The organism is Tumebacillus sp. BK434 (genome assembly GCF_004340785.1).
In the GTDB taxonomy this organism is placed as follows: Bacteria; Bacillota; Bacilli; order Tumebacillales; family Tumebacillaceae; genus Tumebacillus_A.
This window is the reverse complement of sequence record NZ_SLXS01000001.1, coordinates 587224-605657: the sequence shown is the minus strand read 5'-3', so window position 1 is coordinate 605657 and position 18434 is coordinate 587224. Positions and strand designations below refer to the sequence as shown.

Sequence of the window (18434 nt, the reverse complement as noted above, 5' to 3'; positions counted from 1 at the left end):
GCCTCCTTTGTTATACCGACTGCGCGGCTTGGTGCTGCAGAGCTTCATGCATCGCGCGCGCTGCCAATTTGCCTTGCTGGGCTGCGGAGACGACCATCGCGTCCGTTCCGCCCTGCCCGCCGAAGATAAAGTCGCCCGCCGCGTAGACGCGCTCGCGGGACGTCAGCAAGGTCGCCGGATCGAGTGTCGGGATGCCGTTGTCATGCGCGAGTCCGAACGCTTCGATCAGCGGCAGGAGCCGGGTCTGGCCGATCGCTCTGATCACATAATCGACCTCGACCACCTGCTCGCTACCCGCCACCGGCGACGGACGGCGGCGGCCTTTTTCATCCGGCTCGCCGAGCTCCATCGCGATCATCTCAAGCCCGGTCACCCGGCCGTCTTCCCCCAAAATGCGGGTCGGCGCGGTCAGCCAGCGGAACTCGACACCGTCCTGCTTGGCAAATTCATACTCAAACTCATACGCGGTCATCTCCTGCGCCGTGCGGCGGTAGTGAATCTGCACCACCTCCGCGCCGAGGCGCTTGGAGCAGGTCGCGGCGTCGATCGCCGTGTTGCCGGCGCCGATAACCGCGACTTTTTTGCCGATCAAGTCTTGGCGCAGCGGCTGCGTTTTTGTTGCTTCGACAAACGCGATGGCATCGAGCACCCCGTCGAGCGTTTCGCCTTCGATGTTCAGCTGCGGCACCGCGCCCATGCCAGGCGCGAGCAGTACGGCGTCATAGTTGGCCAGTAGCTCTTCGGAGGAGATGTCAGTGCCGACGCGCACGCCGTAGCGGAACTCGACGCCGAGCGCTTCGACCTGCTCGACCTCCCACTGCGGAATCTCCTGCGGCAGGCGGAAGGAAACGATACCATAAGTGTTCAAGCCGCCCGCCTGCTCCTTCGCTTCATAGACGGTGACGGCGTATCCAAAGCGCGCCAGCTCGCGGGCGGCCGACAGTCCGGCCGGCCCTGCGCCTACGATCGCTGCCGTGCGGCCGTTTTTCTCCCCGGCGCTGAACAGCGGAGCTTTCGTCTCGATCGCCCAGTCGGTAACGTGGCGCTGGAGCAAGCCGATCAGGATCGCTTTGTCCGATTCGCCGTTCAGAACGCAAGCGCCTTCGCACAGCTCCGATGTCGGGCAGACCCGGGCGCAGGACGCGCCGACCGGGTTGGCTTCCATGATCGTGCGCGCCGAGCCGAGCAGGTTGCCCGAGGCGATTTTTTTGATGAACGACGGGATGTCGATGCCGGTCGGGCAGGCCTGCACACAAGGTGCGTCATAGCAGTACAGGCAGCGGTTCGCTTCATCCAGCACTTCTTTCCGATTCAAAGCCGGCATCACTTCATAAAAGTTGACGTTGAGGTTCATCATCTGCCTCCTCTCAGCTGGCTTCTGTCCACGCGCTTGATCGCCGAAGCGCCGCCGGTCGCGGTGCCTTGCTTCGCTTCGACCTTGGCGGCGATGCCTGCGACGGTCGCCGTCTCAAACAGATCGGCGAGGGTGAATTCGACCTTGAACGCGTCTTTCACCCGCGACACCGCCATCGTCGCCAGCAGCGAGTGGCCGCCGCGGTCAAAGAAGTTGTCCTCCGCCCCGACCTGCTCTACGCCGAGCAAGTCGGCAAAAATCTTGGCGATCTGCTCTTCGAGCGGCGTGCGCGGCTCGACATACGGGGTGGTCGCCGCCGTCAGCACCGCATCGGGCGCGGGCAGCGCTTTGCGGTCGATCTTGCCGTTTTGATTGAGCGGCAAGGCGTCCATGATCACGATCGCGGCCGGCACCATGTACTCGGGCAGCTTTTCTTTGAGGTAGTCGCGCAGAGCCGTTTCCTCTGCCGTCTGCCCCGGCTCCGGCACGAGATAGGCGGCGAGGTTTTTGTCGCCTTGGTGCTCGAAGACGGCGAGGACGGCCTGCTTGACCGCCGGGTGCTGAGCGAGCACCGTTTCGATCTCGCCGAGCTCAACGCGGAAGCCGCGGATCTTGACCTGACCGTCGATGCGGCCGAGGAACTCCAAGCTCCCGTCCGGCAGATAGCGCACGAGGTCGCCCGACTTGTATCGGCGCTGACCGTCGACGGTGATGAACTTCTCGCCGGTCAGCTCGTCGCGGCCAAAATAGCCGCGCGCCACGCCGCGCCCACCGATGTGCAGCTCGCCCGGCACGCCAAGCGGCACCTGCTGACCGTATGCATCACAGACGTAGAGCTGTGCATTTTGGTAACGCTGGCCGATCCAGTTGCGGTCTTCCCCGCCGGCCCCGCGCTTGAAATGATGAGCAGTCGCGAGGATCGACGCTTCGGTCGGGCCGTACAGCACATGCACGTCGGCCGATTGGAAGGTGTCATTCAGGTCATGCAGCAATTGCGGCGGCACGGTGTCCCCGCCGCTGAACAGCAGGCGCAGCTTGTCATACCGGACGCCGTGCTGCAACACAAGCTTTGCCCCGTCGACGATGCGGCGCATCAGGCTCGGCACGCAGTGCATCACTGTGACGCGCTGCAGGTCGCGCAGCAGGCTCTCCATGTTCAAAATGTGGTCACGCGACATGATCACAGCGCGACCCCCGGCCAGCAGCGGGCTCATCAGTTCAAAGACCGCAATGTCAAACGCCGCCGACGCGATCCAAGGTACCACATCGTCCTCATTGAACCCGTACTCCTTCTGTGTCGCCAGCAGCGTGGACAGGACGTGGCGGTGTTCGACGGCGACCGCCTTCGGCGTGCCGGTCGAGCCGGAGGTGTAGATCAGATAGACAAGGTTGTCCGGCGCGACACCGCTCTCCACGTTCTCTTCCCCGTAGCTTGCCAATCGCTCGCGGTCGGTGTCGAGGCAGACGAGCTGCGCAGAATGCGCCGGGAGCCCTTGGGCCAGATCGGACGTCGTGACCATCACCGCAGCGCTGGTGTCCTGCAGGATGAACGCGGTGCGCTCCGCCGGGTTGCCCGGATCGACCGGCACGTACGCGCCGCCCGCCTTTTGAATGCCGAGCTGGGCGATGACAAGATCGAGCGAGCGCTCCACGCACATCGTGACCAGCGATTCAGGGCCGACGCCCAGCGCTTGCAGGTGGCGCGCCAACTGGTTGGCGCGGGCGTTCAGCTCGCGATAGGTCAGCGTCTCCCCGGCATATTCCACGGCGACGTTGTCCGGCGTGCGGGCCGCCTGCGCTTCGAATTTCCGGTGCAGGCAATCGTCGGCCGGCGCGGACAGCTCGCCGTTCAACAGGCGCATCTGCTCCTGCTCGGCTTTGGTCAGCATCGGCAGTTCGAACACCTTCTGCTCCGGGTTGTCGATCAGCGCGGTGACGAGGTTCTCGAAGTGTTCGGCCATGCGCACGATCGTCGCTTCCTCAAACAGGTCGCTGCAATATTCGATCGCGCAGAGCAACCCTTCCGGCCGCTCCACACAGTTGAACGAGATGTCAAACTTGGAGGTGCCGTTGTCATAGCGGACGGGCGACATGGTCAGGTCTTGCAGATGCACCACTTCGCGCGGCGTGTTTTGCAGGGCAAACATCACCTGGAACAGCGGCGAATGGCTGCGGTTGCGGTCGGGTGACAGCTCTTCGACCAGCTTTTCAAAGGGCAGGTCCTGATGGGCAAACGCATCGAGGGCGTTGGTCTGCACGGTGCGCAGCAACTCGCGGAACGTCGGGTTGCCGGACAGGTCGCTGCGCATGACCAGCGTGTTGACGAAAAAGCCGATCAATTGCTCGATGCCTTTGACGTTACGTCCGGCGATCGGCGTGCCGACCCAGATGTCCTCCTGCCCCGTCCAGCGGGAGAGCAGCACCTGATAGGCGGCGAGCAAGGTCATGAACATCGTGGCGCGCTCCTGCTGATTGAACGCTTGCAGCTTCTGCGTGACTTCCGGGGACAGGAAGTGGTTGTACGTCCGGCCGTTGTGCGACTGCAGGGCCGGGCGCGGCTTGTCGGCCGGCAGCTGCAGGACGGGAATCGAGCCGCTGAGCCGGTTTTTCCAGTAGCCCAGCTGGTCTTCCAGCACCTGACCGCTCAGGTAGTCGTGCTGCCACTCCGCGAAGTCGGCGTATTGGATCGACAGCTCCGGCAGCGGCACCGGCTGGTCTTTGGCAAACGCGTCGTAGATCGCCGACAGCTCAGTGAAAAACACGCCCATCGACCAGCCGTCCGAGATGATGTGGTGCAACGTGATCAACAGCACGTGGTCGTGGTCGGCCAGGCGCAGCAGGCGGGCGCGGATGAACGGCGCCTGACTGAGGTCGAACGGGCGCTTGAACTCCTCGTCCCGCGCCAGCTCCATCGCTTTCTCGAAGCGCTCCGCTTCCGGGAGATGTTGCAGGTCGGTCAGCGGGATGTCGATGAAGAGCTCCGCGCGCACAATCTGCTTTAAGCCGTCTTCCTGCATCTCAAAGGACGTGCGCAGCGTCTCGTGGCGGTAGATCACTTCGTTGATCGTGTCGGTCAGCAAAGCTGCATCGAGCTTTCCAGTCAGGCGCACGGCGTTGGGCATGTTGTAAAACGGATTGCCCGGCGCCAGTTGGTCGAGAATCCACATCCGCTGCTGGGCGAATGAGGCGCGAAGCACATAGACTTCAGCTTCTGTCTGTGAGGTTGTATCCCAAGTGGTCATGTTTTCATCGTCCTCTCTTCTCGTGTTGAGCTGCGGCCTGCATTAGGAGCGCCGCTTACGGGCGGTGCGTCTGACCGCCTTGATCCCCGGCTGCTCGAACTCTTGACCACCGGTCAACTGCACCTGTTCGATCAGGGTGGCCAGCTCGGAGATCGTCACCGCTTCAAACAGCTGCTTCAGCGGAACATGGATGCCGAACTGCGCTTGGATCACAGCTGCCATCCGGGTGGCGATCAGCGAGTGCCCGCCGATTTCGAAGAAGCTGTCCTGCACGCCGACCTGTTCGATCCCGAGCAGCTCCTGCCAGATCGCGGCGAGCTTCGCTTCCGTCTCATTGCGCGGCGCCACGAACTCCTGCTTGCTCCCGAGGCTTTGCTCCGGCGCGGGCAGGCGCTTGCGGTCGACTTTGCCGTTTGGCGACAGCGGGAACGCGGGCAGGTAGACAAAGTGACCCGGCACCATGTATTCCGGCAGGTGCTGCTTGAGCAAGGCCCGCAGTTCGTTCGGCTCCGGCGTCTCCACTTCCGGCGCGGTGACGAGGTACGCGGTCAGGCTGGCCTGGCCGGGTGCGTCTTCGCGCAGAATCACGAGCGCTTCCCGCACCGCCCCGTGGCGGAGGAGCAGCGTTTCGATCTCCCCGGTCTCGATGCGGAAACCGCGCAGCTTGACCTGATGATCGAGGCGGCCGAGGTAGTCCAGAGTCCCGTCCGGCAGCCAGCGCACCAAGTCGCCGGTCGCATACATGCGGGCACCTGGCTCAGCGGCGAACGGATTCGGAATGAATTTCTCGGCGGTGAGATCGTCACGGCCCAAGTAACCCCGCGCCAGCCCGTCGCCGGCGAGGAACAGCTGTCCGGCCACTCCGAGCGGCACCGGCTGCAGGTGCGCATCGAGCAGGTAGGCCTCGGTATTTGGCAACGGGCGTCCGATCACCGGCGCTGTCGCTTCTTCGCGGTCGATCAAAGCGTACGTCGAGTACGTCGTATCTTCCGACGGGCCGTACAAGTTGTAAACTTTCTCCACCGTGCCGAGCCGGTACAGCTTCTGCACGAGGTGTAGCGGCAGCGCTTCCCCGGCCAGGTTGACGGTGCGCACCGAAGCCGGGATCGCTTGCAGGCGCAAGAGCTCGGCGATCGCCGAGGGCACAGTATTGATCAAGGTCACCTCGTCGCGGGCGGGCAGATCGGGCAGATGCAGCGCGTTTTCGGCGAGCAGAACGGTTCCGCCAGCTGCCAGCGTCACGAACAGCTCGAAGACGGACAGGTCGAAGCAGATCGAGGTGGCGAACAGCACGCCGGACAGATCTTGCTTGGAATATTCGGCTTTGGCCCATTCGATCAGCGTGGCGGCGCTGCGATGTTCGATCGCCACCCCTTTCGGCCGCCCGGTGGAGCCGGACGTGTAGATGACGTACGCCAGATCTCTTTCTGTCACAAAAGACGTCGGGTTGTCATCGACCGCCTGATCGGTGTCTGTGAGCGGCAGACACACTTTTTCCGCGCCATGCTCCGGGAGGTCGCCGAGCAGGTGGGCCTGGGTCAGCAGCACCGTCAGCTTGGCGTCTTCCATCGTGTACAGGATGCGCTCCTGCGGGTATGCCGGGTCGAGCGGCACATAAGCACCGCCCGCCTTTAACACGCCGAGCATGCCGGTCACCATGTCGGCCGAGCGGTCCATGTAGATCCCGACCAGCCCGTCCGGCCCGACGCCGAGCACCTGCAGACGAGCGGCCACCGCATTGGCCTGGCGGTTCAGCTCGCGGTAGGTCAGGCGCGACTCCCCGGCGACCAGCGCGGTCGCATCGGGGGTGAGAGCGGCTTGGCGCTCGAAGCTGTGGTGGAGGCAGGCGTCCTGCACGGAGAGCGTCCCGCTGCTGCGGCCGATGGCGAGCAGTTCTGCCTGCTCCGCATCTGACAAGAACGGGATCTCGTGGATCTTCCGCTCCGGAGCTTCGAGAATCGCACCGAGCAGCGCGATGAAATGGCGGAGCATGCGCTGCATCGTCTCCGTGTCGAACAGATCGGTGTTGTATTCGAACACCCCGCGCAGACCGTTTTCGTTGTCGAGCATGTTGATCACAAGATCATAATCGATCGACTCTTTTTGCACGCCGAGGCGGGTCAGCATCATGCCCGGCATTTCGACCTTCAGCCCTTCCACCTGCAAGGCGGAGCCCGGCGTGTTGAGCAGGGCGAACACCGCCTGCACCAGCGTGGCGTGCGAGGTGCTGCGCTCCGGCTTCACCGCTTCGACGAGGCGTTCAAACGGCACATCCTGATGCGCGTAGGCATCGAGCGTGGTCTGCTTGACGCGCGCGAGCAGTTCGCGGAAGGTCGGCTCGCCCGACAGGTCGGTGCGCAGCACGAGCGTGTTGACGAAAAATCCGATCAGCCCTTCCACCTCTTCGCGGGTGCGGTTGGCGACCGGCGAGCCGAGCAGGATGTCCTGTTGCCCGGAGTAGCGCGAAAGCAGCGTGTTAAACGCCGCCAAGAGCAGCATGTACAAGGTGACGCCTTCCTGACGGCAGAGCTTGTGCAGCTCGTCCGACAAGCCGCGCGGCACTTCGAACGAGAACGAGCGGCCCCGGAAAGTCTGCTGCGCCGGACGCGGACGGTCGGTCGGCAGCTGCAGCACCGGCAGCGGGCCTTGCAACTGCTCCCGCCAGTACGTCAGCTGGTCGGTCAGCCCTTCCCCGTTCAGCCAGTCCCGCTGCCAAACCGCGTAGTCGGCATATTGGACGGGCAGTTCCGGCAGCGCAGACAGTCCGCCTTGTGAGAAGCGCTCGTACATCGCAAGCGTCTCCTGATAGATCCGGCTCATCGACCAGCCGTCGGTGATGATGTGGTGCATCATCAAGGACAAAATGTGATCTTGCTCCGACAAACGCAGCAGCGTCAGCGAAAACGGAGCGCCGTCGGAGAGCGTGAACGGTTTTTGATACAGCTCGGTCACCAGCTCCATCGCGCGCGGGAAGCGTTCTGCATCGGGCAAGCCTTGCAGGTCGATCACCGGGAGCGGGCGCGGCGCGAACGGCTCGATTTTTTGCACCGGGTTGCCGTCGACCATGTGGAACGAGGTCCGCAGGTTCTCATGGCGGCGTACCAGCTCATCGAATGTCGCCTGCAGCGCTTCGAGGTTGACCGCCCCTTCGATGCGCACCACTTCCGGAATGTTATAGGTCGGCGTGCCCGGCTGGAACTGCTCGAAGAACCACAAGCGCTCCTGCGACGAGGACATCGGCATGTACTCGTCGCGCGGCTGCGGCAGGATCGGCTCGCCTGTGCTTTGACCTTCGCGGCGGGCCGCTTCGATCCGGTCGGCCAGCGCGTCCAGCTTCGGCGTTTCGAAGAACAGCTTCAACGGCAAGTTCACGTCGAACGCCTTGCGCACGCGGGACAAGATCTGCGTCGCCAGCAGCGAGTGCCCGCCGAGTTCGAAGAAATGGGCATCGGCGCTGACCCGTTCAAGGCGCAGCACTTCCTGCCAGATCGCGGCCAGCCTCGCTTCCACTTCGGTGCGGGGCGCGACATACGGCCGCTCCGCCTGCCCGGTTGCCGCATCCGGTGCCGGCAGTGCCACACGGTTGACTTTGCCGCTCGGCGTGAGCGGCAGCGCGTCGAGCATCACAAACGCCGACGGCACCATGTACTCCGGCAGCTTGTTTTGCAAAAACTGGCGCAGGTCGCCTGCGCTCACCTCTGTGTCCGCATGTGGCACCGAGTAGGCGACGAGGCGTTTGTCGCCCGGAATGTCTTCGCGCACCGTGACGATCGTCGAATGCACGGCGTCATGCTGGATCAGCGCCGCTTCGATCTCGCCGAGCTCGATGCGGAACCCGCGGACCTTGACCTGGTTGTCGACGCGGCCGAGGAACTCGATGTTGCCGTCCGGCAGCCAGCGCACGACATCGCCCGTCTTGAACAGGCGGCCGTCGCCGTACGGATTGGGCAAAAAGCGCTCCGCCGTCAGATCGGGCCGCAAATAGTAGCCGCGGGCCAGCACCGCCCCGCCTGCGCACAGCTCGCCCGGCACGCCGATCGGCACCTGCTGCAGGTTGCGGTCGAGAATGTACAGCTTGGCGTTGGCGATCGGCCGCCCGATCGGGATGTTCACCGCGCTTTGCGGCACCTGCTCCGTCTCGTAGTACGTGACGTCTGCCGCCACTTCCGTCGAGCCGTAGAGGTTGAGCAGCAAGGCGTCGGGCAGCGCTTTTTGGAAGCGCTGGGTCAGTTCGACCGTCAGCGCCTCGCCGGAGCAGACCCAGAATTTCAGGTCGGGCAGTTCCTGCTGCAGATCGTCGTACGTGTCGAGCAAGGCGCGCAGCAGGGACGGCACGAGCACGATCCGCGTCACCTTGTGGCTGCGCAGGGCCGGCACGAACTGCTCGATGTCTTTGACGGTCAGGTCGCTGAAGATCACCAGCGGCACCCCTTGCAGGAGCGGGCCCCAGATCTCCCAGACCGAGTCGCCGAAGTTGAGCGAGGTCTTCTGTGAGCAGACGTCGCCTGTCGCGAACGGGTAACGGTTCCACATCCACTGGAAGCGGTTGACCATCGCTCCGTACGGGCCTTCGACGCCTTTCGGTTTGCCGGTCGAGCCGGACGTGTAGAGCACATACCAGATGCTGGACGGGTCGAGGGCGATGCCGAGGTTGTCGGTGCGCTCCTCGGCGATCTCCGCCCATCCGGTGTCGAGGCATACCACTTGGGCGGAGTGTGCGGGCAAGGTGGCCAGCACCCGGGACTGGGTGAGCAAAAGGTTCACGCCGGAGTCTGCGAGCATATACGCTTTGCGCTCTTCCGGGTAACCGGGGTCGACCGGCACGTACGCTGCGCCCGCCTTCATGATGCCGAGCAAGCCGATGATCATCTCCGGTGTGCGCTCCATCGAGATCCCGACCAGCCCTTGCGGCGTCACGCCTTGTTTTTGCAGGAAGCGCGCCACTTGGTTTGCGCGGGCGTTCAGCTCGCCGAAGGTCAACGCCTGTTGTTCGTACAGGATCGCCGGCGCATCTGGCGTGCGGGCGGCCTGCTGCTCGAACAGGCTGTAGATCGTCTCGTCCTGCGGGAAGTCGGCTTGCGGACCGTTCCACTCCCCTGCAAACAATGACGCTTCCTGCGGAGTGAGCAGGGGCAGCACGGCGATCTTTTGCCCCGCGTCGTTCAAGATGCTTTGCAGCAGGTTGTGCAGATGTTCCCCCATCCGCTCCATCGTGGCGCGGTCGAACAGGTCGGTGTTGTATTCGAAGCGGGCCAGCAGCCCGTTGTCTTTTTGCATCATATAGAGCGACAGGTCAAATTTGGAGGTGCCGCTGTCCAACTCTTGCGCCTGCAAATGCAGTCCGGGGAGCTTTAGCTCCGGCACCGGCGCGTTTTGCAGTGCGAACATCACTTGGAACAACGGCGAGTAGCTCATGTTGCGCTCCGGCTGGAGCTCTTCGACGAGCTTTTCGAACGGCAGATCCTGGTTGGCAAACGCTCCCACCGCCGTCTCTTTCACGCGGGCCAGCACGTCGCGGAAGGACAGTTCACCGTGCACACCGGTACGCATGACGAGCGTGTTGACGAAAAAGCCGATCAGCCCTTCGATCTCCGCTTGATTGCGGTTGGCGATCGGGGAGCCGACGGTGATGTCTTCCTGCATCGTGTAGCGGTAGAGCAGCGTTTTGAAAGCGGCGAGCAGGGTCATGTAGAGCGTGGCGCCTTCCGCTTTGCTCAGCGCTTCCAGACGATGTTCCAGCTCTTTGGGCAGCCAGAAATCGTACAGGGCGCCGGAAAAGGTCTGCATCGCCGGGCGCGGCCGGTCGGTCGGCAGGTGCAGGGTGGTCAGCTCTTGGCCCAACTGCTCTTTCCAGTAGCCGAGCTGCTTTTGCAGGACGTCCCCTTGCATCCACGCCCGCTGCCAGTGGGCAAAATCGCCGTACTGCACAGGCAGTGCCGGGAGCGGAGAAGGTCGGCCGGCCAAAAAGGCATCGTACAGCGCTGCCATCTCGCGGGTCAGCACGCCAAACGACCAGCCGTCCCCGATGATGTGGTGGATGACCAGCACGAGGGTATAAGCGTCCGCTCCGTGCTGCAGGACGGTCGCCCGCAAGAGCGGGCCGTGGGCCAGATCGAACGGGCGCTTCGATTCTTCCTCGGTGAGCCGCGCGGTTTCGGCAGCGCGCTCTGCGGACGGAAGATGCGACAGGTCGATCAGCGGAACGGTCAGCGACAGATGCGGCAACACCGTCTGCACCGCATCCGCTTCCCCGGCGGTGAACACGCTGCGCAGCGCTTCGTGACGGGCGGCGATCTCATTCAATGCCCGTTCCAGCACGTCGAGGCGCAAGTCGCCCGTCATCTGCACGGCGTAGGGGATGTTGTACGTCGCCGTCCCCGGTTCCAACTGGTCGAGCAGCCAGACCCGCTGCTGAGAGGAGCTGAGCGGAATGTCGCCGGCCGGGCGTCGCGGAATGCCGCTCGGCTTGACGGCAGCCGGAGCGGTCGCATCCCCGCGCATCCGCCGCTTGAGCAGTTCGCGCTGGGCGGCAGACAGGCTGGAGCGCTTCTCTAAGATGTTCTCTTTGTTGTGGTCCATCGTTTGCTTACACCTCCGGGACTAATAGCTCAAAGCTTCTTCATCGCTCAGCTTGGAGATCTCTTCGATGATCAGCTCTTCGATGATCACCGACAGCTCAGCGACCGTCGACGCTTCGAAGAGAATGCGCAGGGGCAGGTCGACTTGGAACGAGCTGCGCAGCCTGGTGATCAGCTGCGTGCCGAGCAGCGAGTTGCCGCCGAGCTGGAAGAAGGAGTCGTGCACGCCGACCGTTTCGATGCCGAGCAGCTCTTGGAAGATCGCGGCGATCAGCTCCTCCCCCTCATCGCGCGGCGCGACATAGGCCGTATGCAGGTTGGGGCGTGCGTGCGCCTGGCCGGACAGCTTTTCATGCACCGCGTCCTGCTGGCCGCTCTTGGCGTCGAACTGAATCCATTTTTTCAGCGCCAGATGCAGGTCTTTGGGCGATGCGACCACCGGGACGGCCGGTTCCATCGCCAAGACCCGACCGATGGCGTCGAGCATCTGCGGGCCGGTGCCCGGCTCCCAATTGATGAGCAGCCACGGGAAGTCCCCTTCGCGCTGCTGGTTGAGAGCAAAGGCGTCGAGGAACAGGTGCGCCGCCGTCGGCGCGACGAGGCCGATACCCCCGAGGACGGAGGACAGCGAGGAGTTGATCAGACAGAAGTCGAGCGGCTTGGCAGCGAACAGGCGCTGCAGCACGTACGCACCGCCGACGCGCGGGCGGAAATGCGGCTCGCATTCGGCTGTGGTCGTCTCGGCGATCGTCGTCATCGAGTCCGGGTCGACCAGCCCTGCGGCATGGATCACGCCGTGGATCGGACCCCACTCCGCTTCGGTAGCAGCGATCACAGCGCACATCTGCGCTTCATCCGCGACATCCGCGTTGACGACGCGCACTTCTGCCCCGAGCGCTTCCAGACGGCGCACGTTGTAGGTGCGCGCGCTGAGCTTGTCTTCTCCGTGCTCGGCAGCCAGCGGATCGGCCCACTGGTCGCGGTGTGGAAGCGGCGTGCGGGTGACGAGGACGAGCTTCGCTTGCACCGTCTGCGCGAGGTACTCGGCGTACCAGGTGCCAAACGCACCGAGTCCGCCGGTGATCAGGTAGACACCGTTGTCGCGCAGGCGCGCCGGACGCCCTTCCGCTTGCGGCAGCGGGTGCGGCTCAAACGTCTGCACAAAGCGGTGCTGCCCGCGGAAGCCGACGAGCCGGTCCGCACTGCCTGCCGCAAGCTCGTTTGTGAGCTGCGTCAACAGGCGCTCCGCTTGGCGGGAGTTCGCATGCGGCACGCGCACTTCGAGAGCGCGGCAGGTGATGTTGGCATATTCCTGCGGGATGACTTTGCAGGCGGCGAGCAAGGTCGCTTTTTCTGCACAAGGCGCATCGGCGCTTTCGATCTCGCTCAGGTGGTCGACCACGACCCAGAGTTCGAGCGGATCGGCGAGGTGGAGGCGGGAGACCGCCTTGGCGATGTTCAACAACGAGTAGAAGCCGAGCGTCTGCGCCGTGTCGAAGTCTCCGCTCAGGTCGCGGTCGCCGGTCACGCTGAACAGATGGAGCAGCTTGGATGGCGTCTTGTCCTGCTGAAGCAGGTCGCGCATGACGCTTTCATAGTCGGATGTGCTGGCCGGGTCGATCACGTAGCGGTGGGTGCCGTCTTTCTGATAGCTCTCCCCTGCCGTCACGGCGAACACTTCATGGCCGAGTGCGGTCAGTCGCTTGGCGAGCTGCTGGCCGAGCCCGTGCTCGTCGGCGAAGACCAGCCAGCGTGCCGCTTCCTGTTCGGCTGTCGGCAATTGCGCCAGCGTCCGCTTCCACACCGGAAGCGAGAACCAGTCGGCGATGTCCGCCTTCACCTCTTGCCCGGCGGATGGGGCGCTGGCGCCTGCGAGCGGTTCGATCCAGTAGCGGTGATGTTCAAACGGATAGGTCGGCAGCGGTACGCGCAGACGGCGCTCATCCCCTGTGAAGGCTCTCCAGTCGATCTCCACGCCTTCCAGCCAGAGCTGGCCCAGCGTGCTGAGCAAAAACGCAGCATCGGAGCGCTGGTCGAACGACGCGCGCAACGTCGGCAGCACCGTGCGGCCGGTCAATGTCTGCGCGGCAAAACTGGACAGCGTCTGCCCCGGGCCGACTTCGAGCAGGAGCAGATTGGGGTCTTCCGCCAGCGCGCGGACGCCGTCGGCAAAGTGCACCGTCTGGCAGAGGTGGCGCGCCCAGTACGCCGGGTCGGTCACGTCTTCGGCGCTCGCCCACGTCCCGGTCACGTTGGAAAGGAACGGAATCTGCGGCGCTTGCGGTCCGGCTTGACGCACCAGTTCGGTCAGCCGCTCGGCGATCGGCTGCATCAGCGGCGAATGGAACGGATGGGTCGAGGCGACGCGGGAGCAGGCGACGCCTTGCCCTTGCAGGCGCGCTTCCAGTGCGGCGATCGCCTCCTCCGTGCCGGAGATGACACAGTGCTTCGGCGCGTTGACCGTTGCGAGGTACAGCCCGTCGGCCAACCAGCCTTGCGCTTCCTCCGCGCTCATCGGCACGGCGAGCATCGCCCCGCCGGGCAGCTCCTGAATCAGCTGCGCACGCTTGGCGACGAGCAGCAAAGCATCTTCCAGCTCAAACACCCCGGCATGGCAAGCGGCGACATACTCCCCGAGCGAATGGCCGATCATCGCCTGCGGTTGCATGCCCCATGCCATCAGCAGGCGGCTCAGCGCGTATTCGATCACGAACATCGCCGGCTGTGCGTAGACGGTCTCGTTCAATTGTTGCGCCTGCGGGTCGGCCGTCTCATCGCGGCGGAGCATCTTCCGCAGGTCGAACGCTTGCGCTGCCTGTCCTTGCCCTGTCGCCGCCCGCTCCGGGTCGAACAGCAGGTCGCGCAGGTCAGCCCCGAGGTGCGGTTTCAAGAGCTCACAGCACTCGTCGACCGTCTCTTGGAACAGCGCTTCCGTCTGGTACAGCTCATAGCCCATGTTCACGTACTGGTCGCCGACGCCGGTGAACAAAAAGGCCACCGGGCGCTCCTGCATCGGCAAGGTGCGGCTCATCAGCTTTTGCGGATCGCGTCCGGCGAGGAGGTCGGCCGCCTCAGCATGGTCTTTCACAACGAGGGCGCGGCGGGAGGCGAACCCTTTGCGGCCCACTTGCAGCGTGTAAGCGATATCGGCCAGCTTTTGCTCCGGATGCGCCGTCAGATGGGCGGCGAGGTTGTCGGTCGCGCTTTCCAGCGCCGCGTCGGTCTTCGCCGAGAGGAGCAGCAGTTGCCACGGTCGGGCTGCGTCTTCGCTCGCTTGGACCGGCGCTTCTTCGAGCACGGCGTGGACGTTCGTGCCGCCAAGTCCGAACGAGGACACCCCGGCGCGGCGCGGCTGGCCGTCCGTCTCCCAAGGGGTCAGCTCCGTGTTCACCACAAACGGAGAATTTTCAAAATCGATCTTGGCGTTTGCCTTTTCAAAATTCAGCGTCGGCGGGATCTCGCCATGCTGCAGGCTGAGCACCGTTTTGATCAGTCCGGTCACACCTGCTGCGGCGTCGAGATGGCCGACGTTCGTTTTCACCGAGCCGATTTTGCAGTACCCGGTGCGGTCGGTGCTGAGCTGGAAAGCCTGGGTCAGCGCCGAGATTTCGATCGGATCGCCAAGCTCCGTGCCCGTGCCGTGCGCTTCGATGTAAGTGACCGTGTCCGGCTCGACGTCGGCGATGGCCAGCGCTTCGGCGATCGCTTGTGACTGTCCTTCGACGCCCGGCGCAGTGAAGCCGACTTTTTGCGCGCCGTCGTTAGAGATCGCCGTGCCTTTGATCACCGCATAGATCGTGTCGCCGTCCTGCACGGCGTCCTCCAGACGCTTGAGCACAACGACGCCGAGACCGCTGCCCGGCACGGTGCCTTTGGCGTTGTCATCAAAGGCGCGGCAATGCCCGTCCGGGGACAGGATCGAGCCGTTGACATAGGTGTAGCCGGCCGTCTGCGGCACGGCGATCGACACGCCGCCCGCCAGCGCCATGTCCGTCTCGCCGATCAGCAGGCTTTGGCAGGCCAGATGCACCGCCGTAAGCGACGTCGAGCAGGCCGTGGACAGCGAAACGCTCGCGCCTTTCAAGTTCAACTTGTGCGACGTGCGGGTGGCAACATAGTCTTTGTCGTTGGTGATCATCAGCTGGACTTGCCCGACCGACTCGACCAGCTCACGGTTCGGCAGCAGGTTGAACAGCATGTAGCGGGAAATGCCCGTGCCTGCAAACACGGAGATGGTGCCGTCATAGCGGTCCGGGTCGTAGCCCGCATGCTCCAGCGCTGACCACGCCGATTCTAAAAACAGGCGGTGCTGCGGGTCCATGATCTCCGCTTCTCGGGGGTTAAATCCAAAAAAGGCGGCGTCAAACTCCGCCACTCCGTCCAGCGTCGCCCCGGCTTTAACAAAATTCGGGTCCTGCAGCTTGGCCGGGCTCACTCCTGCCGCCAGCAGTTCTTCATCGGAGAAAAATCGCACCGACTCGACACCTTCGCGCAGATTGTTCCAAAATTCCTCAATATTTTTCGCTCCCGGGAAACGTCCGGACAGGCCGACGACAGCAATCCCTTCCAACGGTTGATCCTCATGGCTCATCGTGAAGAATACCTCCTTATGACTGCCTTGCTCTAGCGGTTAATGACAGTGAATATTGGGGCGAATCGAATTAGTTTCTCTTCTTTTCATATTCTGGTTGTAAAATAAGAACCCTTCTTAAAACACTTAATTTATTACAAAGTTGTCGAAAAAAATTATACATAAGGCATATGGGAAAGATTTGCAAATTTCTGTGTTTAATTTTATACTTAATTTATAAAAGAAAAAGGAGGCCATCAAATGGCAACATTCACTCGATTCACAGGCGCCTTCGCCATCCTCGCAGTCTCTGCCGCTCTGCTTCCGGGATCAGCTGCTGCAGCCGCTCAAACCGAGCCCGTTCCGGCGGTCAAAGTCAAAGCGGAGACCGATCAGTTGATAGTCAAAGTCAAAGCGGGCCAAGACATCAACGCCATCGCCGCCAAACATGGCGCGAAATTCAAGAAAGCCCTGTCTAATTCCGGTTACAAAACACTGAAAGTGCCGGCTGGCAAAGCGCAGGAAGTACTGACCCGGCTGTTGGCCGACCCGCATGTGGAAGCGGCGGAGCTCGATGAGATTCTCTACGCAGACGTCACCACGCCGAACGACCCCGCCTACCCTTCGCAGTACCACCTGCCGAAAATTCAAGCGAACTATGCGTGGGACTACTGTCGCGGATCATCCTCGACGAGGATCGCCATCCTTGACACCGGCATCGATCTGCTGCACCCGGACCTTGCCGCCAAAATCGTCCCCGGCTACGACTTCGTCAACAGTGACTCTATCGCGGATGACGATCATGGCCACGGCACCCACGTCGCCGGAACAGCAACGGCGCTTACGAATAATTCCAGTCACGGGGCAGGCGTCGACTGGAACGCCCGGCTCATGCCGGTCAAAGTGCTCGATTCGACCGGCGCTGGCTACACGTCCGATATTATTAGCGGCGTGTACTATGCGGCCGACAACGGCGCCAGCATCATCAACATGTCGCTCGGCGGAAGCTCTTACTCGGCAGCTTTCCAAGACGTGGTCAACTACGCCTGGAACAGAGGGGTGGTGATCGTCGCGGCAGCAGGCAATAACGGCAACACAACGGTAACTTATCCGGCCGCATACACGAACGTTTTGTCTGTCGCCGCCACCACCAGCACCGATGCAAAAGCATCCTTCTCAAGCTACGGAACCTGGGTCGACATCGCAGCGCCCGGCCAAAACATCTATTCCACGGCCAAGGGCGGCGGGATGATCACCATGTCCGGCTCCTCGATGGCCGCTCCGATCGTCGCGGGCGTCGCCGGTCTGGTCAAAGGCCGTCCCGGATACAGCACCGCAAGCCCGTCAATGATCGTCTATAAAATCACCTCGACAGCAGATGCGATCTCAGGCACCGGCAGTTACTGGGTCTACGGACGCGTCAATGCATACAAAGCCTGCACGCAATAACGACACCCCATTACCATACGGGAGGTTTTCCAAATGAAAATTTCTAACAAACTGATGAAAATCCTGATGACGGTCGCTTTGACTTCCGCCCTGCTTCCGGCAGCCGCCGCTTCTGCCGTACAGCAGGACAAGCCGGGGGTGACCGCTTCCACCGACCAGATCATGGTCAAAGTCAAACCGGGCAAAGCCGGGACCGACGTCGCCGCCAAGCACGGCGCCAAGCTGAAGAAGAACCTGACCCAAGCGGGCTATCAGGTGCTGAAAGTTCCGACCGGCCAATCGGCGGAAGCGCTGCTCGCCGAGCTGCAGGCCGACCCGGCGGTGGAAACGGCAGAGCTCGACGCGGTGTACAGCGTCAACTTCATTCCGAACGACCCGTCCTTCGTGAACCAATGGCACCTGACCAAAATCCAAGCCCCGCAAGCTTGGGATTATGCCCTCGGCACCGGGGTCACGATCGCCATCATCGACACCGGCGTAGACATCCAGCACCCCGACCTGTCCAGCAAGATCGTCGCCGGGTATGATTTTGTCAACAACGACACCGACGCCGACGACGACCAGGGTCACGGCACGCACGTCGCCGGGATCGCAGCGGCGAGCGGCAACAACGGGCTCAATGGCTCGGGCGTCGCGCCGAACGCGCGAATCATGCCGGTCAAAGTGCTCAACTACTCCGGCTCCGGCTACACCTCCGACATCATCAGCGGACTGTTCTTCGCGGCCGACAACGGTGCGAAGGTGATCAACCTCTCAATGGGCGGAGGCGCCTACAGCTCGGCCTTCCAAAACGCGGTCAATTACGCGTGGAACAAAGGCGCCGTGATCGTCGCGGCGGCCGGCAACAACGGCAACACCACCGTGCAATATCCGGCCGGCTACAACAATGTCTTCTCGGTCGCTTGCACCACGTCCACCGATGCCAAATGCTCCTTCTCCAACTACGGCACCTGGGTCGACATCGCAGCGCCAGGGCTGAACATCTACTCCACCGCCAACGGCGGCGGTATGACCACGATGTCAGGCACCTCGATGGCCACGCCGATCGTCTCCGGCGTCGCCGCGCTGACGATCGAGCGCTTTGGCTATTCCGTTTCACCTGCGACAGTTGTGGATCGAATCTGTTCCTCCGCCGACAAGATCATCAACCTCGGCACAAACTGTGGCCGCGTCAACGCGTACCGCTCCGTGCAGTAACACAGACAAAGGATGCCTTTCCCCAGCCCGTATCACCTGCCAAA

Annotated in this window: 6 protein-coding genes; 2 read left to right on the top strand and 4 right to left on the bottom strand. The window is 62.9% G+C overall.

What is annotated here, in order from left to right:
• Window positions 1-10 precede the first annotated feature (10 nt).
• The 4 genes from EV586_RS01890 to EV586_RS01875 are packed head-to-tail and all read right to left on the bottom strand — an operon-like array spanning window position 11 to window position 15765.
• Window positions 11-1357: an NAD(P)-dependent oxidoreductase gene (locus EV586_RS01890; protein ID WP_132943374.1), complete on the bottom strand. Its 1347-nt coding sequence runs from the start codon at window positions 1355-1357 to the stop codon at window positions 11-13.
• Complete coding sequence (locus EV586_RS01885; protein WP_132943373.1) at window positions 1354-4596, bottom strand: non-ribosomal peptide synthetase; 3243 nt, start codon at window positions 4594-4596, stop codon at window positions 1354-1356. Before EV586_RS01885 ends, EV586_RS01890 begins: the two co-directional genes overlap by 4 nt.
• 42 nt (window positions 4597-4638) lie before the next feature.
• Entirely contained in the window at window positions 4639-11175 is a 6537-nt protein-coding gene (locus tag EV586_RS01880; protein WP_132943372.1) for a non-ribosomal peptide synthetase, read from the bottom strand.
• A 21-nt stretch (window positions 11176-11196) separates the two neighbouring features.
• Window positions 11197-15765: a type I polyketide synthase gene (locus EV586_RS01875; protein ID WP_132943371.1), complete on the bottom strand. Its 4569-nt coding sequence runs from the start codon at window positions 15763-15765 to the stop codon at window positions 11197-11199.
• A 240-nt stretch (window positions 15766-16005) separates the two neighbouring features.
• Here EV586_RS01875 and EV586_RS01870 point away from each other — a divergent pair, with 240 nt between their 5' ends.
• Window positions 16006-17193 (top strand): S8 family peptidase, encoded by a 1188-nt coding sequence (locus EV586_RS01870; RefSeq protein WP_132943370.1) that lies wholly within the window; start codon window positions 16006-16008, stop codon window positions 17191-17193.
• 33 nt (window positions 17194-17226) lie between these two features.
• The gene (locus tag EV586_RS01865; RefSeq protein WP_132943369.1) at window positions 17227-18390 is read left to right on the top strand and encodes a S8 family peptidase; all 1164 of its coding nucleotides are present in this window, start codon (window positions 17227-17229) and stop codon (window positions 18388-18390) included.
• The last annotated feature ends 44 nt before the right edge of the window (window positions 18391-18434 follow it).

Excerpts from the sequence above, each read along its gene's own strand:
- EV586_RS01875 (WP_132943371.1), bottom strand. The coding sequence starts at position 15,765 with ATGAGCCATGAGGATCAACCGTTGGAAGGGATTGCTGTCGTCGGCCTG.
- EV586_RS01880 (WP_132943372.1), bottom strand. The coding sequence starts at position 11,175 with ATGGACCACAACAAAGAGAACATCTTAGAGAAGCGCTCCAGCCTGTCT.
- EV586_RS01865 (WP_132943369.1), top strand. The coding sequence starts at position 17,227 with ATGAAAATTTCTAACAAACTGATGAAAATCCTGATGACGGTCGCTTTG.
- EV586_RS01870 (WP_132943370.1), top strand. The coding sequence starts at position 16,006 with ATGGCAACATTCACTCGATTCACAGGCGCCTTCGCCATCCTCGCAGTC.
- EV586_RS01885 (WP_132943373.1), bottom strand. The coding sequence starts at position 4,596 with ATGACCACTTGGGATACAACCTCACAGACAGAAGCTGAAGTCTATGTG.
- EV586_RS01890 (WP_132943374.1), bottom strand. The coding sequence starts at position 1,357 with ATGATGAACCTCAACGTCAACTTTTATGAAGTGATGCCGGCTTTGAAT.